The sequence below is a fragment of the Bacillota bacterium genome, from assembly GCA_024655925.1.
Classification (GTDB): domain Bacteria; phylum Bacillota; class DTU025; order DTU025; family JANLFS01; genus JANLFS01.
On record JANLFS010000037.1, the window covers coordinates 1 to 19,096 of the forward strand.

The 19,096-nt window shown below is 61.5% G+C and carries 16 protein-coding genes and 1 pseudogene; 1 reads left to right on the forward strand and 16 read right to left on the reverse strand.

What is annotated here, in order from left to right; all coding sequences use genetic code 11:
• Nucleotides 1-854: 854 nt before the first annotated feature.
• Nucleotides 855-1,883: a hypothetical protein gene (locus tag NUW23_07350; protein MCR4425991.1), complete on the forward strand. Its 1,029-nt coding sequence runs from the start codon at nucleotides 855-857 to the stop codon at nucleotides 1,881-1,883.
• Here NUW23_07350 and NUW23_07355 read toward each other — a convergent pair.
• The 16 genes and pseudogenes from NUW23_07355 to NUW23_07430 form a co-directional block, all read right to left on the reverse strand.
• Nucleotides 1,870-6,594: a secretin and TonB N-terminal domain-containing protein gene (locus NUW23_07355; GenBank protein ID MCR4425992.1), complete on the reverse strand. Its 4,725-nt coding sequence runs from the start codon at nucleotides 6,592-6,594 to the stop codon at nucleotides 1,870-1,872. The two genes, NUW23_07350 and NUW23_07355, sit on opposite strands and share 14 nt — an antisense overlap.
• A complete protein-coding gene (locus tag NUW23_07360) occupies nucleotides 6,591-7,172 on the reverse strand; it encodes a hypothetical protein (protein MCR4425993.1) in 582 nt (193 codons plus the stop codon). Before NUW23_07360 ends, NUW23_07355 begins: the two co-directional genes overlap by 4 nt.
• Entirely contained in the window at nucleotides 7,129-7,746 is a 618-nt protein-coding gene (pilO, locus tag NUW23_07365) for a type 4a pilus biogenesis protein PilO (GenBank protein ID MCR4425994.1), read from the reverse strand. The genes NUW23_07360 and pilO overlap by 44 nt, the downstream gene beginning before the upstream one ends.
• A 5-nt stretch (nucleotides 7,747-7,751) precedes the next feature.
• Nucleotides 7,752-8,297: a PilN domain-containing protein gene (locus tag NUW23_07370; GenBank protein ID MCR4425995.1), complete on the reverse strand. Its 546-nt coding sequence runs from the start codon at nucleotides 8,295-8,297 to the stop codon at nucleotides 7,752-7,754.
• The gene (pilM, locus tag NUW23_07375; protein MCR4425996.1) at nucleotides 8,294-9,430 is read right to left on the reverse strand and encodes a type IV pilus assembly protein PilM; all 1,137 of its coding nucleotides are present in this window, start codon (nucleotides 9,428-9,430) and stop codon (nucleotides 8,294-8,296) included. The genes NUW23_07370 and pilM overlap by 4 nt, the downstream gene beginning before the upstream one ends.
• Before the next feature lie 85 nt (nucleotides 9,431-9,515).
• Nucleotides 9,516-10,259 (reverse strand): A24 family peptidase, encoded by a 744-nt coding sequence (locus tag NUW23_07380; protein ID MCR4425997.1) that lies wholly within the window; start codon nucleotides 10,257-10,259, stop codon nucleotides 9,516-9,518.
• Nucleotides 10,260-10,700: 441 nt separating this feature from the next.
• Nucleotides 10,701-10,820 (reverse strand): annotated as a pseudogene (locus NUW23_07385) (prepilin-type N-terminal cleavage/methylation domain-containing protein).
• Nucleotides 10,821-10,878: 58 nt separating this feature from the next.
• The gene (locus NUW23_07390) at nucleotides 10,879-12,108 is read right to left on the reverse strand and encodes a type II secretion system F family protein (protein ID MCR4425998.1); all 1,230 of its coding nucleotides are present in this window, start codon (nucleotides 12,106-12,108) and stop codon (nucleotides 10,879-10,881) included.
• A 59-nt stretch (nucleotides 12,109-12,167) separates the two neighbouring features.
• On the reverse strand, nucleotides 12,168-13,238 hold the full coding sequence (locus NUW23_07395; protein MCR4425999.1) for a type IV pilus twitching motility protein PilT: 1,071 nt from the start codon (nucleotides 13,236-13,238) through the stop codon (nucleotides 12,168-12,170).
• Nucleotides 13,239-13,346: 108 nt separating this feature from the next.
• On the reverse strand, nucleotides 13,347-15,086 hold the full coding sequence (locus NUW23_07400; GenBank protein MCR4426000.1) for an ATPase, T2SS/T4P/T4SS family: 1,740 nt from the start codon (nucleotides 15,084-15,086) through the stop codon (nucleotides 13,347-13,349).
• 142 nt (nucleotides 15,087-15,228) lie between these two features.
• Nucleotides 15,229-16,425, reverse strand: coding sequence for a bifunctional phosphopantothenoylcysteine decarboxylase/phosphopantothenate--cysteine ligase CoaBC (coaBC, locus tag NUW23_07405; protein ID MCR4426001.1), 1,197 nt, complete (start codon nucleotides 16,423-16,425; stop codon nucleotides 15,229-15,231).
• A 5-nt stretch (nucleotides 16,426-16,430) separates the two neighbouring features.
• A complete protein-coding gene (gene rpoZ / locus NUW23_07410) occupies nucleotides 16,431-16,652 on the reverse strand; it encodes a DNA-directed RNA polymerase subunit omega (protein ID MCR4426002.1) in 222 nt (73 codons plus the stop codon).
• A gap of 97 nt (nucleotides 16,653-16,749) precedes the next feature.
• On the reverse strand, nucleotides 16,750-17,400 hold the full coding sequence (gmk, locus tag NUW23_07415) for a guanylate kinase (GenBank protein MCR4426003.1): 651 nt from the start codon (nucleotides 17,398-17,400) through the stop codon (nucleotides 16,750-16,752).
• Between the two features lie 10 nt (nucleotides 17,401-17,410).
• A complete protein-coding gene (locus NUW23_07420) occupies nucleotides 17,411-17,677 on the reverse strand; it encodes a DUF370 domain-containing protein (GenBank protein ID MCR4426004.1) in 267 nt (88 codons plus the stop codon).
• An 11-nt stretch (nucleotides 17,678-17,688) separates the two neighbouring features.
• Complete coding sequence (locus NUW23_07425; protein ID MCR4426005.1) at nucleotides 17,689-18,000, reverse strand: integration host factor; 312 nt, start codon at nucleotides 17,998-18,000, stop codon at nucleotides 17,689-17,691.
• Between the two features lie 91 nt (nucleotides 18,001-18,091).
• Nucleotides 18,092-18,970 carry a YicC family protein gene (locus NUW23_07430; GenBank protein ID MCR4426006.1) on the reverse strand — a complete coding sequence of 293 codons (879 nt, stop codon included), beginning with the start codon at nucleotides 18,968-18,970 and terminating at the stop codon, nucleotides 18,092-18,094.
• Nucleotides 18,971-19,096: the final 126 nt, after the last annotated feature.

Below are 19,096 nucleotides of genomic sequence, written 5' to 3' on the forward strand. Positions count from 1 at the left end.
TTCCGTTTTAGGGCACAGAAAGATCTCTGTACCTACTGAAACTTTACTCATACGCATCCTGTTGTTACGCGTCTGTGGCATCGTCACCCCATAACGCGACTGAGATAACGTCACCCACGGGGAAGGGCAGCATCACCTCGGCACATAAAGTAAGAGGGTCTACGTGGTAGACATGCCCACGCACAGGCAGATCACAGCCGCGCGAGTCGCCGCACGGCCCGGGACGGCCGTTGCCGGTGCCGCCCAAGGCGAAGTCAACGTCGTACCCGAGCGGGCGGAGGCGGAATGGGAGCCATTAGTCTGGCTCCTAGGCCGACGCCCGCCCATGCCGGTATGGGCCGAAGGCAAACCCGCTCTCTTCGGCCCTCAAGACACCCGGTGTGCCACTCGGTACCCGCCACGTTGGGACAGTCCCAATTAATGGTTGATGGCCCTTGGGGTTCATGGCAATATATGGCTGTCGCCTGCCCTCACAGAAAGGAGGCCGTCCCATGCCGACCTCGCCGGTCCGCTACCCGTTCCCCTTCGGGCCTAGTCCAGGCCTGTCCGACATCTATCTCTGCGCAATCCCATTTTCCAGCCAAGGCCCTGATCTCGTACCTGCACCGTTCTGCGAAGGCCGTGTTGAGGTGAGCGTTTCCGACATTCACGACCTCTCAAAGCCCGAAGGGCAAGTCTGTCCCAGCTGCGAAAGCAGAGAGATCGTACGGTACAGAAAGCCCCGGGGCATACAGAATTACAGGTGCAAACGCTGACGGAGCTACTTCACCGACCTCACCGGCACCGTGATGCACCACACGAGGCTGCGGGAGAAATGGCTCCCATACCTTGCGCTCATGATGGAGGGCCTCCCAGTGCGGCAGGCGGCAAGGCTCTTAGCTATCTCCAAGAACACCGCGTTCGCCTGGAGGCACAAGGTTATCTCCAGGCTCGCCGGGGCTCACGCACGTACTACGCTCTCGGGGATCGTGGAGACGCACCAGCTCCTTGTGCTCGAATGCTACAAGGGCTCCCCGGCGGAGGCCCGCCGTGCCCACGCAATGAGCCGAAAACCAGGATCCCGGCAGATCTCGTTTCTTAGCCCCCGCTCAGACAGGGTCTATGTCCTGTTCGCCCTCGACCGGTTCGGGAACGTCGCAGCTGAGCTCGTGCCGGGCGAATCCCGAGTCGGGTTCGACGAGATCATGCGGGACCGGATCGCGCCCGGAACTCGAGTGTGCGTGGAGCGTGGAATCGGGCACTGGCCGACGCCTGGGAGGCGGAGCCTGAAGCTGACGTGGACAACGTCTTCGCGGGCCAGAGCTTACCGTGGGGACATGGTGAGCGCCGATCCAATGCACCGCCAGAGGAACGCGAAACGCCTTGCAGTCCACTTCCAGGCATGGCTGATGAGGTTCCGCGGAGGGGCCATGAAGTACTTGCTTCGATACATCTATGGCTGCAAGGCAGCTGCTCCTAGCCACCTTGAGCAGTACGGGGATCTAGAGAAGTGCGAGGCTCTCAGGGGTCCGCAAGCCCAAATGCCGCCTAGCAGGGCGGGGCGGTTGATGAGCCCCAGGAGGTCATCAACCGCAAACTGGGACACTTGCTATTACCCGGCTACCCGTATGGGGACCTCCTCGGCCCGCGCTACGCGCCACGCTCCACGGGGCTACGCGCCTACAGCCCTACTCTGCCGCCCCGGCCCACGGTCCCGCCTCGATGGGCCGAGCGGCGACACCGCCGGCCTCCAACTGAAACCGCTTGGTCCGCGAGCCGAAGCCCAACGTAGGGGGCCATGGGCGGGCCACACGAAAAGAGAACGGGAGCCGGTTCGGAGCGCCCGTTCTCTCGAGAAAGCCAGCACAACCCAGGCCCGGACTGCTGAGATCAAGGGAGTTTGAGCCCGCCGGACTTCTGTTCCGAAGGCGGCTGCACGATCACCGGGTACCGGTCGTCAGGCTTGGCGGGTCCGACCACAGTCCGCTGCCCGGGCTTGACCACCCACGCCGTAATGAGCATGACGATCTCGGTGTTTTTCGATGTAGTGGTGCGCTTCTTGAAGACCTCACCCAGAATCGGAATGTCCCCGAGGAGCGGCACCTTCACCACGTTCTGAATCTCGTCCCTGTGGAGCAAGCCTCCTATGACCACAGTCTCCCCGTTCTTTATGGAAACGATAGTCTCCAGTTCCCTAGTTCTGATCTGCGGGTAATTCTGGGGCGTCCAGCCCACGATCGAGCTGATGATCGGCTTGACCGTGGCAGTTATCGTGCCTTCGCCGGACACTTTCGGGGTTATTGACAACTCTATGCCGGCGTTTATGAACTCGACCCTGGCGACGACCTGGCCGTCCTGGACCGTCTCGGTGATGACAGGTATCCTGTCGCCTATCAGGATCTTACCCGTCTTCCCATCCTGCGTGAAAGTGTGCTGCCTCGAGATGAGGGTCGCTTCCCCAGCGTCCTCCAAGGCCGTCAGGCTCGCCAGGAAATCCAGGGACACGCTGGTCCATTGTCCGAGCGCGTTTTCACCGAACTTGATTCCCGAGAACGTCCAGTCGATCCCCAAGCGTCTCGCGGCGTCCCCGGTGAGTTCCTCGAGTCTCGCCTCGATGAGTACCTGCGCCAGTTCCCGGTCGAGGGCTTCCACGAGCGCCATGGCCTTTCTCTGCTCCGGCTCTGTCGCGCTGACGATGATCGACGAAGTCCTGGCATCGGCGGTTATCGTCCCTGCAACGAGTCCTGTCAGGCCCGTCTTGACCTCTGCGGGTGTAGCGAAGTTGAGCCGGTATACCCGGGTTACGGGCTCCTCAGTCCTCGGGGCTTGCACAACCGACGGCACGTCCAGGCTCTCGATTATCCTCTGCACGCTCTCAAGCTTGGGCGCCGGGGCCACGACCACGAGTGACCGGGTTCTGTCGTCAGCCTGCATCTTGTCAGCCGGAAGAACCAGGCTCAGAGCTGACTTCATCTCCGACGCCGGCGCGTGGATGAGCTTGAACACCTTGGTCTCATCAGGAGGCATGGCTGGCGCAGGCTCCGGCTCAGGCGGAGGCGCGACAGGTACGTCCAGGGTCGCCACGATCTCACGGACCCGTTCGAGCTTGGAAGGAACCGCCCGCACAAGCAAGGTGTTGGTCCTGGTGTCAACCTGGATGCCCGAGGCCTCCACCACCAGACTGATTGCCGGCTTGAGGCTATCCGCGGGCGCGTTCGCCACCTTGAAGGTGCCGATTACGGGCTCCTCTGCAGGCAATGCCTGGGGTTTCGGTACCTCCTCGACGGGCACGTCCAGGAACGAGACGGCCTCCATGACCTGCGCGTACCTGGAGGCGGTAGCCATGACCACCAGGGAGTTGGTGCGATCATCCACCGTCACCTTGGAAGCGGTGACTATGGGCGCCAGTGCCTCCCTAACCTTCGCCGCCGGGGCGTGAGCAAGTCTTATCACGTTGAGAGTCTCCGGTTCCGGCGCAGGCTGAGCCGGAGCAGGAGGCGGAGCCACCGGCACATCGAGTTGCTCAATGATCTCCAGAGCCTTCGCTTGGACTCCCGCGGTCGCAACGATCACGAGCGACCCCGTACGCTCGTCCACAGTCACCTTCGAAGCCGGGACGATAGGTGCGAGAGCCTCCCGCACCTTGCCGGGGGATGCGTGCTGGAGCTTGACCACGCGCGCTTCTTCGGGCTCCGGTGCGGGCGGCGCCGGGGGAGCAGGAGGCGGAGGTGGCTCCGGGACCGCGACGTCCAGCTCTGCTATGATCTCGAGAGCCTGTTCGTACTTGGACGTCGGGGCTACGATCACTAGGGAGTTGGTTCGCTCATCCGCCGTGACCACGGCAGATGGCACCGCGGCCTGCACTGCCTCCCGCACCTTCTGAGCGGGGGCGTGCGATAGCTTGACGACCCGGAGAACCTCAGAGTCTCGCGCGGGTGGAGCCGGGGCGGGTGCAGGCGGAGTCTCCACCGGCACGTCCAGCTTGCCCACGAGTTCCACGGCCCGAGCGTAGATCGATGGGGTCGACACGATCACCAGGGAGTTGGTTCGCTCATCCGAGGTCACCTTGGCCTCCGGCACTGCTCCCACCAGCACCTCCTTTACCTTGCCCACAGGCGCGTGCGCGAGCTGCACTACTCGCAAGACCGGCTGCTCGAGGGCAGGCGCAGGCGCCGGCGCGGGAGCGGGCTGGGGCGGTTGGACCTCCACGTCGAGTCGGCTGATGAGCTCCTGCACCTGTGCGTGTTGGGTGGCTGTGGCCACCAGGATCAGGGAGTTGGTGCGCTCGTCCACAGTCACTTTGGCGACAGGGATGATGAGCGAAAGCGCCTCCCGGACCTTGGATGCCGGTGCGTAGTTGAGCTTCCTGATCTCTACTGTCTCGGGGTCGGGTTCCGGCGGTGGAGGCGCAGGGGCCTGCTCCACCGGGATGTCCAGGACCCTCACGAGCCTGGCCGCCTTGGCAATAGCATCCTTGGTCCCGGCGATCACGAGGCTATTGGTCCTCTCATCCACCTGGACCTTGCCTTCGCGCACCACAGCAGCAACGGTCTCGCGGACCATCTTTGCCTGGGCGTAATCGAGCCTGACCACTTCCACCAGTTCGCTGTCAGCGGCGGCAGGCTTGACGCCTGCTGGCGCGGGCTCGGTCTTCGCAGGAACCGGCGTGTCCATGAGGGCCACAATCTCTTCCGCCAGGGCAAGCTCATCGGGTGAGCCCAGGACTAGCACGGAATTAGTACGAGAGTCAGCCTGCACATTCTGTGCAGCAATCACCAGGCCCAACCCGCCCTTGACGGATGCGGCGTCCGCATGCTCCAGCCTGAAAGCCCGGACTGCCATTGCGGGTGAAGAGGGCGGCTCCGGGGAGGGAGTCGCCGGAGCTGGCACCGCCGGCTCCTGGGGTTTCGGGACTTCCACGTCCAGAGCCCGGATGAGCCCGGCAACGCGAGCGTGCATTTCGTCGGTGCCAAGGACTACCAGACTGTTCGTCCGCTCATCCACCTGCACTTTTTCAGCGGGCACGATCAGCCTGAGGATGTCCCGCATGGCTTTCGCCGGTGCGTGATCCAGCTTGACTGTCTTGAGCCTCTCCTGAGCCACGGGGACGGAGGGCTCTGGCGCGGGTTTGGGCGGGACTGCAACATCCAAAATGGACACTATCTCCTCGGCCCTGGCTAGATCGTCAGGAAGCCCCATGACCAGGAGGGAAGCAGTCCTCGTGTCCACCTGCACTGCATCCCGCGGGACCACGAGTGCCAGGGCGTCTCGGACTGCAGCCGGATCAGCATTCGCAAGACGGAAGACTCGAAGCGAGCGAGACGGGGCGGCCGGCGGCGCAGGTTTGGCCGGCTCCATGACCGGCACATCGAGAAGCGCCACGATGCCTCGAACTTGCTTGATCTCCTCCTCAAGGCCCCTCACCACAAGTGAGTTCGTCCGCTCGTCTATGGAGATCCGGTCTCCCGGGATCACAACGGCGAGGGCGGCGCGGGTCTTGTCCGGGGCTGCATACTTGAGCTTGATGACCTCCACCGTTTCCTTGGAAGGCACGGGCGCGGGTGGGGCTTCGACCGGAACCACGGGCACCGGGGTGGTCGTCACTATCCCACCTGGGACTGGAGGATAGATTCCTTCATCCACCACGTCCTCGACTTCCACGTCGACCTTTGCGATGAGGTCGAGAGCCCGGATCCGAGTAGCCTCGTCCGCCAGCATGATGACTGAGTTAGTCCTCTCGTCTACCTGGACTTTCGATGCCGGAATCACAAGGCCGAGAAGGTCACGAATGGACTTCGCAGGGGCGTGCCTCAGCTTGACCACCTCAAGGGCCTCGGGGGCCTGGGCAGCAGCCGGGACCGCCTTTGAGGGCAACGGGATGTCGAGCGTATCTATGATGGACGCAACCTTGTCAAGCCGGTCCGGCGTTCCCATCACGAGGACGGAGTTGGTGCGGGTATCCACCTGGACGCTGTCGGCGGGCACAACCAGGGAAAGCGCGCCCTTGACCGTCGCGGCATCGGAATGGCTGAGCCGGTATATCCTGAGCTCACGCTCGGGCGCAGGCGGTTCCGCAGGTTTTGGGGGTGCCTCAACCGCCACATCCAGCATGTCCAGGACTTCGGCCACTCTCGTCATATCCGTAGCAGTCCCCCGGACCAGGACAGAACTGGTGCGCGTATCCGGCTGCAGCTTCGCCGCATCCACCACGAGCGCGAGCGCCCGGGCTATATCCGCTACCGGTGCATGCCGGACCGCAAACTTCCTTACCTCAACCTTTTCAGCCTCACCAGCGACCGCCCCAGGGGGGGCCACGATAAGAGTGGACCCGGCTTTCCTGTACTGAAGGCCGGTGGTGTAAGCGATCAGGTCGAGAGCCTCTTCCACCGAAAGATCCTGCAGGCGGATGGAGAGCGTCCCTCGAACCCCTGGATCGAGCACGATGTTCATGTCGGCCAGCTCCGCGAGGACTCTGAAGACCTCCGAGATCTCAGCCCCCTTGAGATCCACGCTCACGCGGGTCGGGGTGTTCGTTTGACCCACGACTGGCGGACACCCAAAGCACAGTATGAGTATGACCGCCAGGGTCATGACTGCGCGTTTGGCCTGCCTCATTTCTGACCACCTCCCAGCCCGTACTGCACATCCTTGCCGAACACGTTCACCGTCATCGTCCGGTCTCCTATTGACTTCACTACGGCCCCTTCAAATGGTGCATCGCCCGGCCTCACCGTTTTCGTCTCCCCCTCGACTCGCACAACTCCAAATACCCGGTCGCCCGACTGGATGATCCCAGTGAGAGCCATGCTTGGCGGCACAGGCTCCAAAGGAGGCGGGGGCGGAGGCGGTGGGGGCGGCACAGGCTCCGGGATCAACGACCCAAAGGGGTCCCCTCTTCCTAATGCCACTTTCCTCAGTTGGGGCTCTACCCTTCCCCGGCCCAACGTGCGGCTCTGGTCCAGCAGCCCGGCAAGCCTGGCGGCGAAGACCGGCCGGTCCTCGGAAAGCGGCCCTGATGCCCCGGAGGGTGGTTCGTTCGTTCGCATGAACCATATGTACCCCCCGCATCCAGCGGCGACCACGATCAGCACCGAGACGACGATCGCGACAGTCCGGTTCTTCTTCGCTTTCTCGTCCGCGCCGTTTTCGCTACTTCCTCGCTGTTGGAGCTTTGACCGTAGCAGCAGCGCCACTCTGACCACCGCCTTTCGGCCGCACGAATGTGCTCACTTGGGCACTTGCCCGAAGCACGCCCTTTGGGCCGCCGTCCGCCACGGGGGCACCCGCAGTCAAGCTGAAACTCCGGAAGTTTATGACCCTGCTCAGTGAGGCCAGGCCTTGCACGAAGTCCAGGATCTCCGCGTACCTGCCTTCCATCTCGACGGTGATGGGCAGTTCCAGGTAGGGCCCGCGGACCTTTCCGGATGCCACCGTGACGCTGGTCACGGTCACGAGGTTCTTCTGTGCGACTGCTTCGATGTCGCGGTATATGTAATGGACTTTGTCCTCATCGGGCACCAGGTTCTCGAACGCGTCAAGTTCCAGGATGGACGCAGTCAGCTCCTGCTCGGCGGCGGGGATTCTCTTGAGCCGGATGAGGCTTGCCTGCAGCTGCGTCTCCGCCTCAGAAAGCTTCGCCTTCGCCCTTGCGTATCGGTCTGCCTGGGGGGAGAACACGTAGAGATAGAGGCCTACAACGGCCGCAACCGCAACGAGCGCCACAAAGAGCTTGAGCTGTTTCGGGTTGACCTCCATGCTCACCGCCATTTCGGTCACCTCCCCGGCTGAAGGCCCATCTGCATGCTGAAATCATAGACCGAGGTGTCGTTGACTTGCCTGAGCCTCATGCTTGACACTCGGACCTTCTCGAACAAGTGGGAATCCTCCAGGATGAGCGCTGTGCGCGCTACCGATTCCAACGCAAACGTGCTCCCATCCAGGGATATCTGGCCCGTGGGGTCGACTTTGAGCCCCGAAAGCCAGGTGTCCTGCGGGAGCACGCCTCGGATCTCCCTGAGTATGCGCCCAGGGCTGAGGTCCTCGGATTCGATGGCCCTTGCCTCAGCTATCAGGCTCTGGATCTCTCCGTTCCTGGCCTCGACCTTAGAGAGGAGGTCGAGATCCTGCTGCATTCCGGCAATCTGCGCTTTGATCTGGGCGATCTGTTTGTCCATCTGTCTGATCTCGAAGTGCCTGTAAGCATAGAACGCCGCGGCTGACACTACGACCACCTCAATGAGGATGATCATCACGAACCGCCGCGGCGTAACTCGCGGTCTCGCCGTTTCGCGTTCAGGGAGGAGGTTTATTCGGCTCACGAAGGAACCACCTCTCTTAGCGCAAGCCCGATACCTACCGCGAGCATTGGGCCGAGGCGAAGGATGTCTTCCTGCCCGGGCAGGCGGGGGCTTACCGCAAGTTCACTCAGGGGGTCTCCGGTAGTGGTAGGCAGGCCCAGCTCAGACTCTAAGAACTTGCCGAAGCCGCGGAGTGCAGAGCCTCCTCCGGTCATGATCACCTTCGTGACACCAGCGTTCTCGAACCTGCCCTGAAGCTGGAGGTCGTGGTAGTCCAGTGACCTCCGCACATCTGTTGCGATGTCCTGTGCCACTTCGAGCACGGCCTCGTGGATCATCCTTGCCCGTTCGCTTGTGCCTTCTGGAGGCTCAGGGCCCTCCTCCCACAGTTCGGCCTCATGAATCTTGATACGTTCAGCCTCTTCGAAGCCGATGTTGAGTCTCTCCGCGATGGCCCTGGTGAAGCTGTTCCCCCCGCTCGGGATTATTCGGGTGAAGCGAAGCCTCTGCCCTTCGGCGATGACTATGTCAGTGGTGCCCGCCCCGATGTCCAGGTAAGCGGTGGCAGCACTCCCGTTCGCCCGCCCCATGGCCGAATCACCTGGGTGATAAGTCAAGGCCCTCAGAACCGTGAACGGCTGGACGTCGATGGCGATTGGTTTGAGGCCCGCAAGCTCCAATGCCCGTACGTGGCTGTCCACAATCCGGCGCTGAGCCGCCACGAGCATGACCTCCATCTCCTGTGACTCCGCGCCCTCGGGCCCATCCATGATCTCGAAATCCACCACGGCCTCGTCGAGAGGGAAAGGTATGTACTTTTCCCCCTCCCACTTGAGTGCTTCCCGCAGTTCGGCCTCGGGCATCCGGGGAAACCTGACGTGGCGGACCACAACACCCTGCCCCGCGATGGCCGCGACGACTTGCCGCCCCTTGATGTGGCCGCTCTTGAGCCCGTTCGCCAGCACCTCCGCCACCAACTCGGGGTCGACGACCACACCGTCGCGAATCGTATCGGGAGGTGTGAGTTCCACGGCCATCCGCACAAGTTCGACCGACTCACCGCGCTTGGCGAGTTCGACCAGCTTGATCCGGCTTGTCCCTATATCCACACCAACCATACTGCTCTGCCGACGGGAGAACAGCCCCAGTGCCACCTGCGCATTCCCCCAATCACCCAAGGAGACCGTGTCCACGCAATCCACAATTACCCGATTGAATTCGACTGCGAGTTCGCATTTCCTACGTCCAGCCGAGAAATCGCAGCAAAGTCTCTCCAATGAATATCGTCACGACTGCCCCGAGAGCTAAGTACGGCCCGAAGGGCATCGGTTCTCTTCGCTTCTGCATGCCCAGGGCGATCCGGGTAACCCCGACCACCGACCCGATGAGAGCGCCCAGGAAAAGGGTGAGAAGCCCCGAACGCCACCCGAGAAACGCTCCGATCATCGCCATGAGCTTGACATCCCCCCCGCCCATGCCTCCCCTGCTCAAGACGGCGATCAGGTAGACCACGCCACCGGAGATGAGGGCGCCGGCCACCGCGCCGGGCAGGGTCAGATCCGGGCTGATCAGAGAGAGCGCAAGCCCTGCGCCAAGCCCAGGCAGGGTCACTCTGTCGGGGATGAGCCCGGTATTTAGATCAGTCCAGGCCGCGACTGTCAGTAGACACGCAAAAACCGCGACGATCAGGCTCCCGGTGGTCAGGCCGTAGGCCGCCGCGATCACCGCGAACATGATTCCGGTCATCAGTTCCACGAGTGGATACTGTATGGATATCGGCTTCCCGCACCGCCTGCACCGGCCCCGAAGCCAGATGAAGCTCAAGACCGGGACCAAGTCCTGGACCCCAAGAGCCGCCCCGCACGCCGGACAGGCCGAGCCTGGGAAGACTATGGACTTCCCGGCGGGGAGGCGGTAGATGCAGACATTGAGGAAGCTGCCAACTACTAGGCCAACCCCAAATCCCACCAGACCGTAAATCATGAAGCGGCTTACCTTCTTGCTGAACCAGAATGTAGTAACCCACCAGAACAGCCAGTTGTCCGAATGCACACATGGGAACCCTCTCAGGGGAACTGCGCGGGCGGGTACGAGCGAGAGACATGCGACGACAGCACCCGAGCGGCGAGTGACGCGCCGCCCGGGTGAAGACTTGCGCTTCCGGCCTGCAGATCAACCCACTACTGATTACGGAGTCCCGTGTACAGAGCACGAGACCACACCCGCCGCCAGAGAGTACGTGTCGTCCGTGGGACACTTGAGTTTGCTGGCATCGTCAATGTACTTATTGCCGTCGGCGTCTGTCCAGGCCTCGATGTCGGCCTCCTGAAGATCAGCATCGTCAGCCGGATAGCTTCCGTGCTCTGCGTAGTAGATCCCGATCACTGTCTGTATCGTACGGAGGTTTGCTTTGCATGCCGTAGACTGTGCCTTCGCCGTAAAGCTGTTGTAGGCAGGAACCGCAATTGCAGCCAAAATGCCTATAACAACTATCACGATCAGAAGCTCCATGATGGTGAAACCGCGCTGGTCTCTGATTCTCATCTATTTCACCTCCCTTCAATGTCATAAGAAGAGTCGACAGGTAACCATTTACCCGCAACTACATGGCGATGTTGATCATGTTGAACATCGGTATCATGATCGCCGCCACTATCAAACCCGCGAACACACCGATCACCAGGATGATCGCAGGCTCGATCGCTGTTGTGAGACCCTTTACTGCATAGTCGACTTCCTGGTCGTAGAAGTCAGCCACTTTGTAGAGCATCGAATCGAGCGCGCCTGTCTCCTCACCCACCCCTACCATGTGCGCGAGCATCGGGGGAAAGACCTTTGCAAGGCGAAGGGGTCTTGCGAGTCCAGACCCGTCTCTTACGCTCACCTTCGCCGACTGGATGGCTTGCTTGACCACGGAATTGCCGGACAGACGCTCGAGAAGATCCAGCGCCTGCAGCATCGGCACTCCGCTCTGGACGAGCATTCCAAAGGTGCGGGTGAACTGCGCGGTCTGGCCTCTTCGGATCAAGGACCCGAACCCGGGAATCCTGAGAGAGACCGTATCCCACCACACCTTGCCCGGGCCCGTTATGAAACGGAGGAACAGAGCACCCGCGGCGACCGGGATCGTGAAGTAAATGTACCACAGGGTCCTGATGCCGTTCCCGAAATCGTAGAGGGCCTGGGTCAGCCACGGCAGTTCAGCGTTGAACCCCTTGAACATGTCAATGAAGGTCGGGAGGACGAAGACCATTAAGGCGGCGATGGCGATTGCCGCAACGCCGATGAGGATGCACGGGTAGACCAACGCCCCCTTGACCTTGTTCCTCAGCTCCACCTGTTTTTCAAAGAACTTCGACACCCGGTCGAGCACTGTGTCAAGGGATCCTGAGGCTTCGCCCGCCTCCACGAGGTTGACGAATATCGGGGGGAAAACACCCGGAAACTGGTTCAGCGAAGACGCAAAGGTCTCGCCTGACTCGACCTTGCGCCTGACCTGGTTGAGCGTCTCCCTCAGGGCTGGCTTGTCCACTTGCTGGGAGAGGATGTTCAAGGCCTGCACCAGCGGGAGCCCGGCCCCGATCATCACCGCGAGCTGACGCGAGAGGATGCTGAGCTGTATGAGGCCCAGCCGCCTTGCAGGCGCCACCGGAGAAGGTCCGGTCTGGATAGTGGCTCCAGCGAACTTCCTTGCCTCCTGGATGACCGTGGGTATGAGCCCTTGCGCCCGAAGCCTGTCTGCGACCGCCGCGGCGCTTTCGGCCTCCATGGTCCCCTCCGTCAGCTTTCCGGCCCTGTCACGGCCTTTGTAGGTGTAGGCGACAGTCGGCATCGCAACGCGTCCTCCCCGAGTGTTCACTCCGCCGCGGTCCAGTCAGAACTTGAATCTCTTCAGTAACCTCCGAATGCCTCTGTCAGTCGCCTGAACTCTTCGGGATCCGTCGCGCGGGTCAGGGCCTCTTCTCTTGTGATCAAGCGCCGCTGGTAAAGGTCCTTAAGCGCCGCGTCCAGGCTCTGCATCCCGAACTTCCCACCTGTCTGGATCACTGAGTAGATCTGGTGGGTCTTCCCTTCGCGGATCAGGTTGCGAACCGCGGGCGTAGCCACCAGGACTTCCACCGCGATCACCCGGCCTGTGCCGTCCGCCCTCGGCATCAGCTGCTGGGAAAGTATCCCCTGTATCACCGCCCCGAGCTGGACACGGATCTGTTGCTGCTGGTGCGGCGGGAACTGGTCGATTACGCGGTCTATGGTCTGCACGGTGTCGTTGGTGTGTAGAGTCGCCAGCACCAGGTGGCCCGTCTCCGCGGCAGTCAGGGCTATGGAGGTGGTTTCGAGGTCGCGCATCTCCCCAACCAGGATCACGTCGGGATCTTCCCGGAGTGCAGCGCGTAGCGCCGCCGAAAACGACTGGGTGTCGGATCCAACCTCCCGCTGGTTGATCATGGACTTCCGGTGGCGGTGGAGGTACTCTATTGGGTCCTCGAGGGTGATTATGTGGCATGACCGCTCGCTGTTGATGATGTCTATCATCGCCGCCAGGGTCGTGGATTTCCCACTTCCCGTCGGGCCCGTCACAAGAACCATGCCTCTGGTCTTCTGGGCGAAAGACCTGGTGATCGCGGGCAACCCTAGTTCCTCGATGGACTTGATGGCTGTCGGGATGACCCTGATCGCGGCGCCCACGGAGCCCCGCTGTGTGTAAGCATTCACCCGGAACCTGCCGACTCCAGCCACCCCGTAGGAGAAATCGAGTTCTCCAAGAGACTGATACTTCTCGCGTTGCTCCTGCTTCATCATGGAGAGCACCAGTTCTCTGGAGTCCGCGGGGGTTACTACCTTGTGTCCGGGCAGTGGGGCGAGCGCTCCGGTTATCCGCACCATAGGAGGCAGGCCCGTGGTTATGTGAAGATCGGAAGCTCCTTTCCCCACCGCCTCAGTAAGAAGCTCGTCGATAGTCACGCAACCACTCCCCAACGCTGTGAACGGCTAGTCCACGTATATAATATCGGCAGGTTGTGCAATCGTCTGACAATTTCGCTTCTCACCCTCTTGGTTTTCATCGACAGACTAGACCTCTCCCCCGGCCGAGACCCTCATGACCTCCTCAATCGTAGTTATCCCAAGCCTCACTTTCTCTGCGCCATCCTCCACGAGACGCTGCATCCCGGCAGCGCGCGCCGCCGTTGCTATCTCGTCGCTCGTCGCGCGGGAGGATATGAGCAAGCGGATCTTCTCGCTTGCCATCAGGATCTCATGGATCGCGGTGCGACCCGAGTATCCGGTAGTCCCGCACTGCCGGCACCCGCGGCCTTTCATGAGCTTTCTGGGAAGCCCGAGGCCGGGCTGGTCAGACATCCCACCGGTGATCCGAAGCCATCTCTCCCAAGTCTCGTCGCTCGGGACGTACTCCTCCTGGCAGTGAGGGCAGATCTTCCTGACCAACCTCTGTGCCAGAATGCATATGATCGACGATGCCACGAGGAAAGGCTCCACGTCCATATCTACGAGCCTGACGGGGGCGCCCGGGGCGTCATTAGTGTGGAGAGTGGAGAGGACGAGGTGGCCTGTGAGGGCGGCGTTCACCGCGATCCCGGCGGTCTCCCGGTCGCGGATCTCGCCCACCATGATGATGTCGGGGTCCTGGCGGAGCATGGACCTCAGCCCGTTCGCGAAAGTCAACCCTGCCTTAGGGTTGATCTGGACTTGGTTTATCCCCTCCAGCCTGAACTCCACCGGATCCTCGATGGTGATGATGTTCTTCTCGGGCAGGTTCAGCTGATTGAGAGAAGCGTAGAGGGTCTGCGTCTTGCCGCTTCCGGTCGGCCCTGTGACGAGTATGATCCCATACGGCTGTGCAAGACTTCTGTACCACAGCTCCAGCTTATCCGGGAGAAACCCCAGCTGCTCCAGGCGGACCATGGCCCCCCGCCTGAACAACACCCTGCAGACAACCTTCTCCCCGTAGATAGTCGGGAGAGTGGACACTCGAAGATCGATGTCCTGCCCCTCCACCTTGAGCTGGACCCGCCCGTCCTGAGGTACCCGGCGCTCTGCGATATCCATGTTCGACATGATCTTGAACCTGGACGCAATGGCAGCGTGGCTTCTGCGGGGTGGGCGCATTATCTCCCTCAGCATCCCGTCGATTCTGAACCTGACCCGGACGCTTCCGGCCTGGGGCTCGACGTGAATGTCGCTTGCCCTCTCCCGGACTGCCTGGGAGATGATCATGTTCACAAGCCTGACGACCGGGGCTTCATCGACCAGCTCGCGGAGACGGTCGATCCCGATGTCTTCTTCTTCCTCGGAGACTTCGATGGTGTCGCTGGTGGCAGTCACCAGGTCCCGCACCACTTCGTCGAGGTCCCCGCTGTCGCCGTAGTACTGATCCAGAGCCCTCGTCAGCTCGTCCTCGGCCGCGATCACAGGGTTCACGTCCAGACCCGTTGTGAGCTTGATGTCGTCAATGGCGAAAACGTTCAGAGGGTCTGCCATGGCCAGTGTGAGCTTCTTGCCCGCCATTTCGAGCGGAAGGACCTTGTACCTGCGAGCCATCGCCTCCGGGACGAGCTTTATGACGTCCTCTGCCACCACGTATTCAGCGAGGCTTACCCGCTTCATGCCGAGCTGCTGCTCGAGCACTCCCGCGAGGTGTGCCTCGGTGATGTACCCCAGTTTCACGAGAACTCGGCCCAGGCGCTCGCCCGTGCGCCGCTGGACCTCCAGCCCCTCTTCGAGCTGGACCGGGGTCAGGGCTCCTATCTGAACCAAGAACTCGCCAACCCTCTGATGGCCCTGCCGTGCCATGAACGCAACGCCCCATTTGGGTGCTTACCCAGAGTTTGTGCTGCATCCCATAATATACATCTTTTCTACGACGTACGCCAGGGTCCTCCCTGATAACATCGACAACTAGCTGGATATTGCGATCGATACAAGCGGGCCTGTGTCAGCGGGCCGTGAGGCCGACCACGCGGTCGAGGATCTCGTGGGCCAGCACGAGTTTGGGAAGAGGTGGGAGCCGCTCAGGCTCAGTGTCGGGACGAAGGATTGTGACGGTGTTAGTGTCGGAGCCGAATGGGGAGTCCTGCCCCCCTACGAGGTTGGCGACTATCATGTCCAGGTTCTTGGAGTCGAGCTTCACTCGGGCGTTCTCGAGAAGGTCTTCCGTTTCGGCTGCGAACCCCACCAGGACTCGGTCACCCTTGCCCGCTCCGAGGGTGGCAAGGATGTCGTCGGTCCTCTCGAGGCTGAGGGTGTAAGGCCCCGGGCCTTTCTTGATCTTGTGCTCACTGGCCTGAGCCGGGCGGTAGTCGGCTACCGCTGCCGCGGAAATGACAATCCGGCATCCTCTGGCGGCGGCGCAAGCCTCGAGCATCTGCGCTGCGGTCTCGACATTGACCACTTCCACGCCCTCCGGCCGGGCCAATGCGGAAGGCCCTGACACCAGGACTACCCTAGCCCCACGGGAGGCGGCAGCCCATGCCAGTGCGTACCCCATCTTCCCGGACGACCTGTTCCCGATGAACCTGACGGGGTCGATTGGCTCGTAGGTGGGACCAGCTGTGACTAGGATTGAGAGGCCCGCGAGGGACGGGCGCCCACGCCCGGCCAAAACATGCTGAACGTACTCGAAGATGTGCTCCGGCTCCGCCATCCGGCCCGTGCCCACGGTACCGCAAGCGAGTCTGCCGGCCTCGGGCCCCACAAACCGATAGCCCAGGGACTGTAGGGTCCCGATATTCCGCTGCACTATCGGATTGGAGTACATGCCATCGTTCATAGCGGGGGCAATTACCACCGGCGCGCCGGTGGCCATGACGGTAGTGGTGAGAAGATCGTCCGCGATCCCGGACGCGGCTTTCCCTATGAAGTTGGCGGTGGCTGGAGCGATCACAAACACGTCCGCGCTGCCCGCGAGGGACACATGCCGGACATTCCACTGCCCGGGGTCGGAAAACAATTCTACGCTCACCGGGTTCCCGGTGAGCGTGCGAAGGGTCAGGGGAGTCACGAACTCGCAAGCGGCCTTGGTCATGATGACATGAACATCATAGCCTTCTTTCGACATCATGCTGGCCAGAATCGACGCCTTCGCAGCCGCGATCCCACCGGTGATCCCGAGGACCACCTTCGCCCCGTTCATCCGCATCACCCGCCGAAATCCAGGCGCTCGCTCGGGGTGATTCGCGCGTAGGAGACAGTGCCCTCGGATATCTCTCGAAGGGCGCGGGTCACAGGCTTCTCAGGCTCGTATTCCCCAGTCTTCTGCTGAGCATCCATGATCTGCCTGGCCCTCTTGGCCGCCGCCACCACCAGCGTATACCTGCTGTCTACCTTCGTGATGAGTTCTTCCAATGGGGGACGAATCACTAGCAGGCGCCTCCTTGGCATCATGTGTCATACACTGTACAAGTCCCCTTCATCCGCCTCCCCGGCCGGGCGGCGTCAGGGGATCTTGCATTCTGGACTATAGCTTTTCCGACTCCTCTCTCAAGCCCTGGACAAAGCTCTCACATGTCCACCGGGACACCCGGCACCGCTCCGCGACGATTATCGCCCGCACACAGTCCACTGCACTCTCGAGGTCGGAATTCATGACTACATAATCGTACCTTACGACAGCCTGGGTCTCCTCTACCGCTTTCTGCATCCGTCTCTTGACAGCCTCAGGCGAATCCTTGCCTCTCCGGTCCACCCTGGCTCTGAGCTCGGCAAGGGAAGGGGGCATGAGGAATATGAAAACCGCCTCCGGCATCGCCTGTCTGATCTGATCGGCCCCGCGGATCTCGATGTCCAGGATCACATCTTCGCGCGCCTGCAAACGATGTTCGATGAAGGTTCGCGGCGTCCCGTAGAGATTCCCGCAGAACTCCGCTGTCTCCAGGAACTCTCCAGCCTCGGCCCTCGCGACAAACTCCTCGCGGGTGAGGAAGAAGTAGTCCCTGCCGTGGATCTCGCCCTCCCGGGGCGATCTCGTGGTCGCCGAGACCGAGTAGGCGAGACCGGGGACCGTCTCCCTCAACCTGGCCAGAATGGTGTTCTTCCCCGAGCCCGACGGGCCTGACAGGACAAACACATTCCCGCGAGTCCTCAAGAGTTCAGTGCGCCCGTGGAACATGTCGAAGCCCCTAATCCTGCGACTCCATGCCCGAGTCCTTCGTCGCCAGCCTGTGGGCTACAGTCTCGGGCTGGACGGCGGAGAGAATCACATGGCCGCTGTCAGTGATCATGACCGCCCGTGTCCGCCTCCCGTAGGTGGCGTCTATGAGCATACCTCGGTCGCGGGCATCCTGGATGATTCTCTTGATCGGCGCTGACTCGGGGCTCACGATAGCTACTAGTCTGTTAGCGGCGACGATGTTCCCGAAGCCTATGTTGATTAGCTTGATGTCCACGGCCCTTCCCCCTACTTGGCGAGCTTCTTCAGAAGGGCCTCCCTCTGCCGGATTCCAAGGCCCTGGACCCGCCTGCTCTCGTCGATGCCGATCTCCGTCATGATCTGCCGGGTTCTCACCCTGCCGATCCTGGGCAGCGACTCGAGCAAGTACGCGACGCGCATCTTGCCGATGACCTCGTTGTCCGCTTCGCCGAAGATCTTGTCCAGCGTGAGTTTCCCCTGCTTGAGCTCCTCGCGAATCTGGGCCCGCTTGCTCCTGACCTCCTGAGCCTTCTTCAGCGCCGCACGCTTCTGTTCGGGTGTCAGCGTAGGCAGTGCCACTTGACCACACCTCCTTAATGTGGGGTTTTGGTCCGTTGCCGCCTGCAACGGAATGCGAACGACGGCACACCATGGTTTCCTCTAAAGAGAGCTACTCAATGTTCTGAACCTGCTCACGGATCTTCTCGAGTTCGCTCTTGACCTCGACCACCAGGGCCGAGACACCTGCATCCTGAGCTTTGGAGCCTATGGTGTTCGCCTCGCGGTTCATCTCCTGTGTCAGGAAATCGAGCTTCTTCCCAATGCTCCCGGGCTCTCTGAGAGCCTGGCGGAACTGGTGGATGTGGCTCTGGAAACGGACACTCTCCTCAGTAAAATCACATCTGTCAGCGAAAAGGGCCACTTCAGTGGCAAGCCTGGTCTCATCGACTCTCACGTCCGCCAGCATCTCCGCCACCCTCTGAGAGAGCCTGACCCGGTAGGCCTCCACCGAATCAGGTGCTCTACGAGCGATCTCACCTATTGTCTGCTCAATTTTTCCTATTCTATGCACAATGTCCCTTTCCATCCTCCCCCCTTCCGCCGCTCGCATAGCCTCGAGATTGTCTAGAGCTCCGGCGAGAGCTGGTTCGACGAGTGCCCAGAGCCCTTCGGGATCGTCTCCGCGGTCGCGCAGGGCAATCACATCCGGAAGGTTGGCCAGGATCTCGACGGTGGTCACCGGGGCCAGCCCGAGATCAGAGGCAAGTGACGTAAGGCCCTCACAGTAGGCCCTGGCCAACTCGGTATCTACAACCACCGCGCGCGACCCGCCGCAGCGCCACTCGACCGAGATCGACACCTCGATTTTGCCTCGTGAAGCCCTGCTGCTCACCAGAGCTCGAGCCTTCTCCTCAACGGCTGAGAGCTCACGAGACATGCGGAAGGAGACATCCAGATATCTATGGTTGACCGACCGGATCTCGACTCTGACAGTCCCGGCCGGACTCACGTGCTCGGCGTGCCCGTAGCCTGTCATACTGTTTGCCATACGAGGGAGTTCACAACCTTTTCTGACGCTATGCCAGTAATTGTACTACAGGAAGCCCAGCTGTATCAAGTATTTGTGACGAACTGCAGCTCACGGGATGTCCTCTGTCCGGTTCGACATATTCCA

What these genes read in the sequence shown, in the direction of transcription:
- NUW23_07355 (MCR4425992.1), bottom strand. Translation starts at nt 6,594, where the DNA reads ATGAGGCAGGCCAAACGCGCAGTCATGACCCTGGCGGTCATACTCATA.
- NUW23_07400 (MCR4426000.1), bottom strand. Translation starts at nt 15,086, where the DNA reads ATGGCACGGCAGGGCCATCAGAGGGTTGGCGAGTTCTTGGTTCAGATA.
- NUW23_07380 (MCR4425997.1), bottom strand. Translation starts at nt 10,259, where the DNA reads ATGATTTACGGTCTGGTGGGATTTGGGGTTGGCCTAGTAGTTGGCAGC.
- pilO (MCR4425994.1), bottom strand. Translation starts at nt 7,746, where the DNA reads ATGGCGGTGAGCATGGAGGTCAACCCGAAACAGCTCAAGCTCTTTGTG.
- NUW23_07390 (MCR4425998.1), bottom strand. Translation starts at nt 12,108, where the DNA reads ATGCCGACTGTCGCCTACACCTACAAAGGCCGTGACAGGGCCGGAAAG.
- coaBC (MCR4426001.1), bottom strand. Translation starts at nt 16,425, where the DNA reads ATGAACGGGGCGAAGGTGGTCCTCGGGATCACCGGTGGGATCGCGGCT.
- NUW23_07430 (MCR4426006.1), bottom strand. Translation starts at nt 18,970, where the DNA reads ATGGCAAACAGTATGACAGGCTACGGGCACGCCGAGCACGTGAGTCCG.
- gmk (MCR4426003.1), bottom strand. Translation starts at nt 17,400, where the DNA reads ATGTTCCACGGGCGCACTGAACTCTTGAGGACTCGCGGGAATGTGTTT.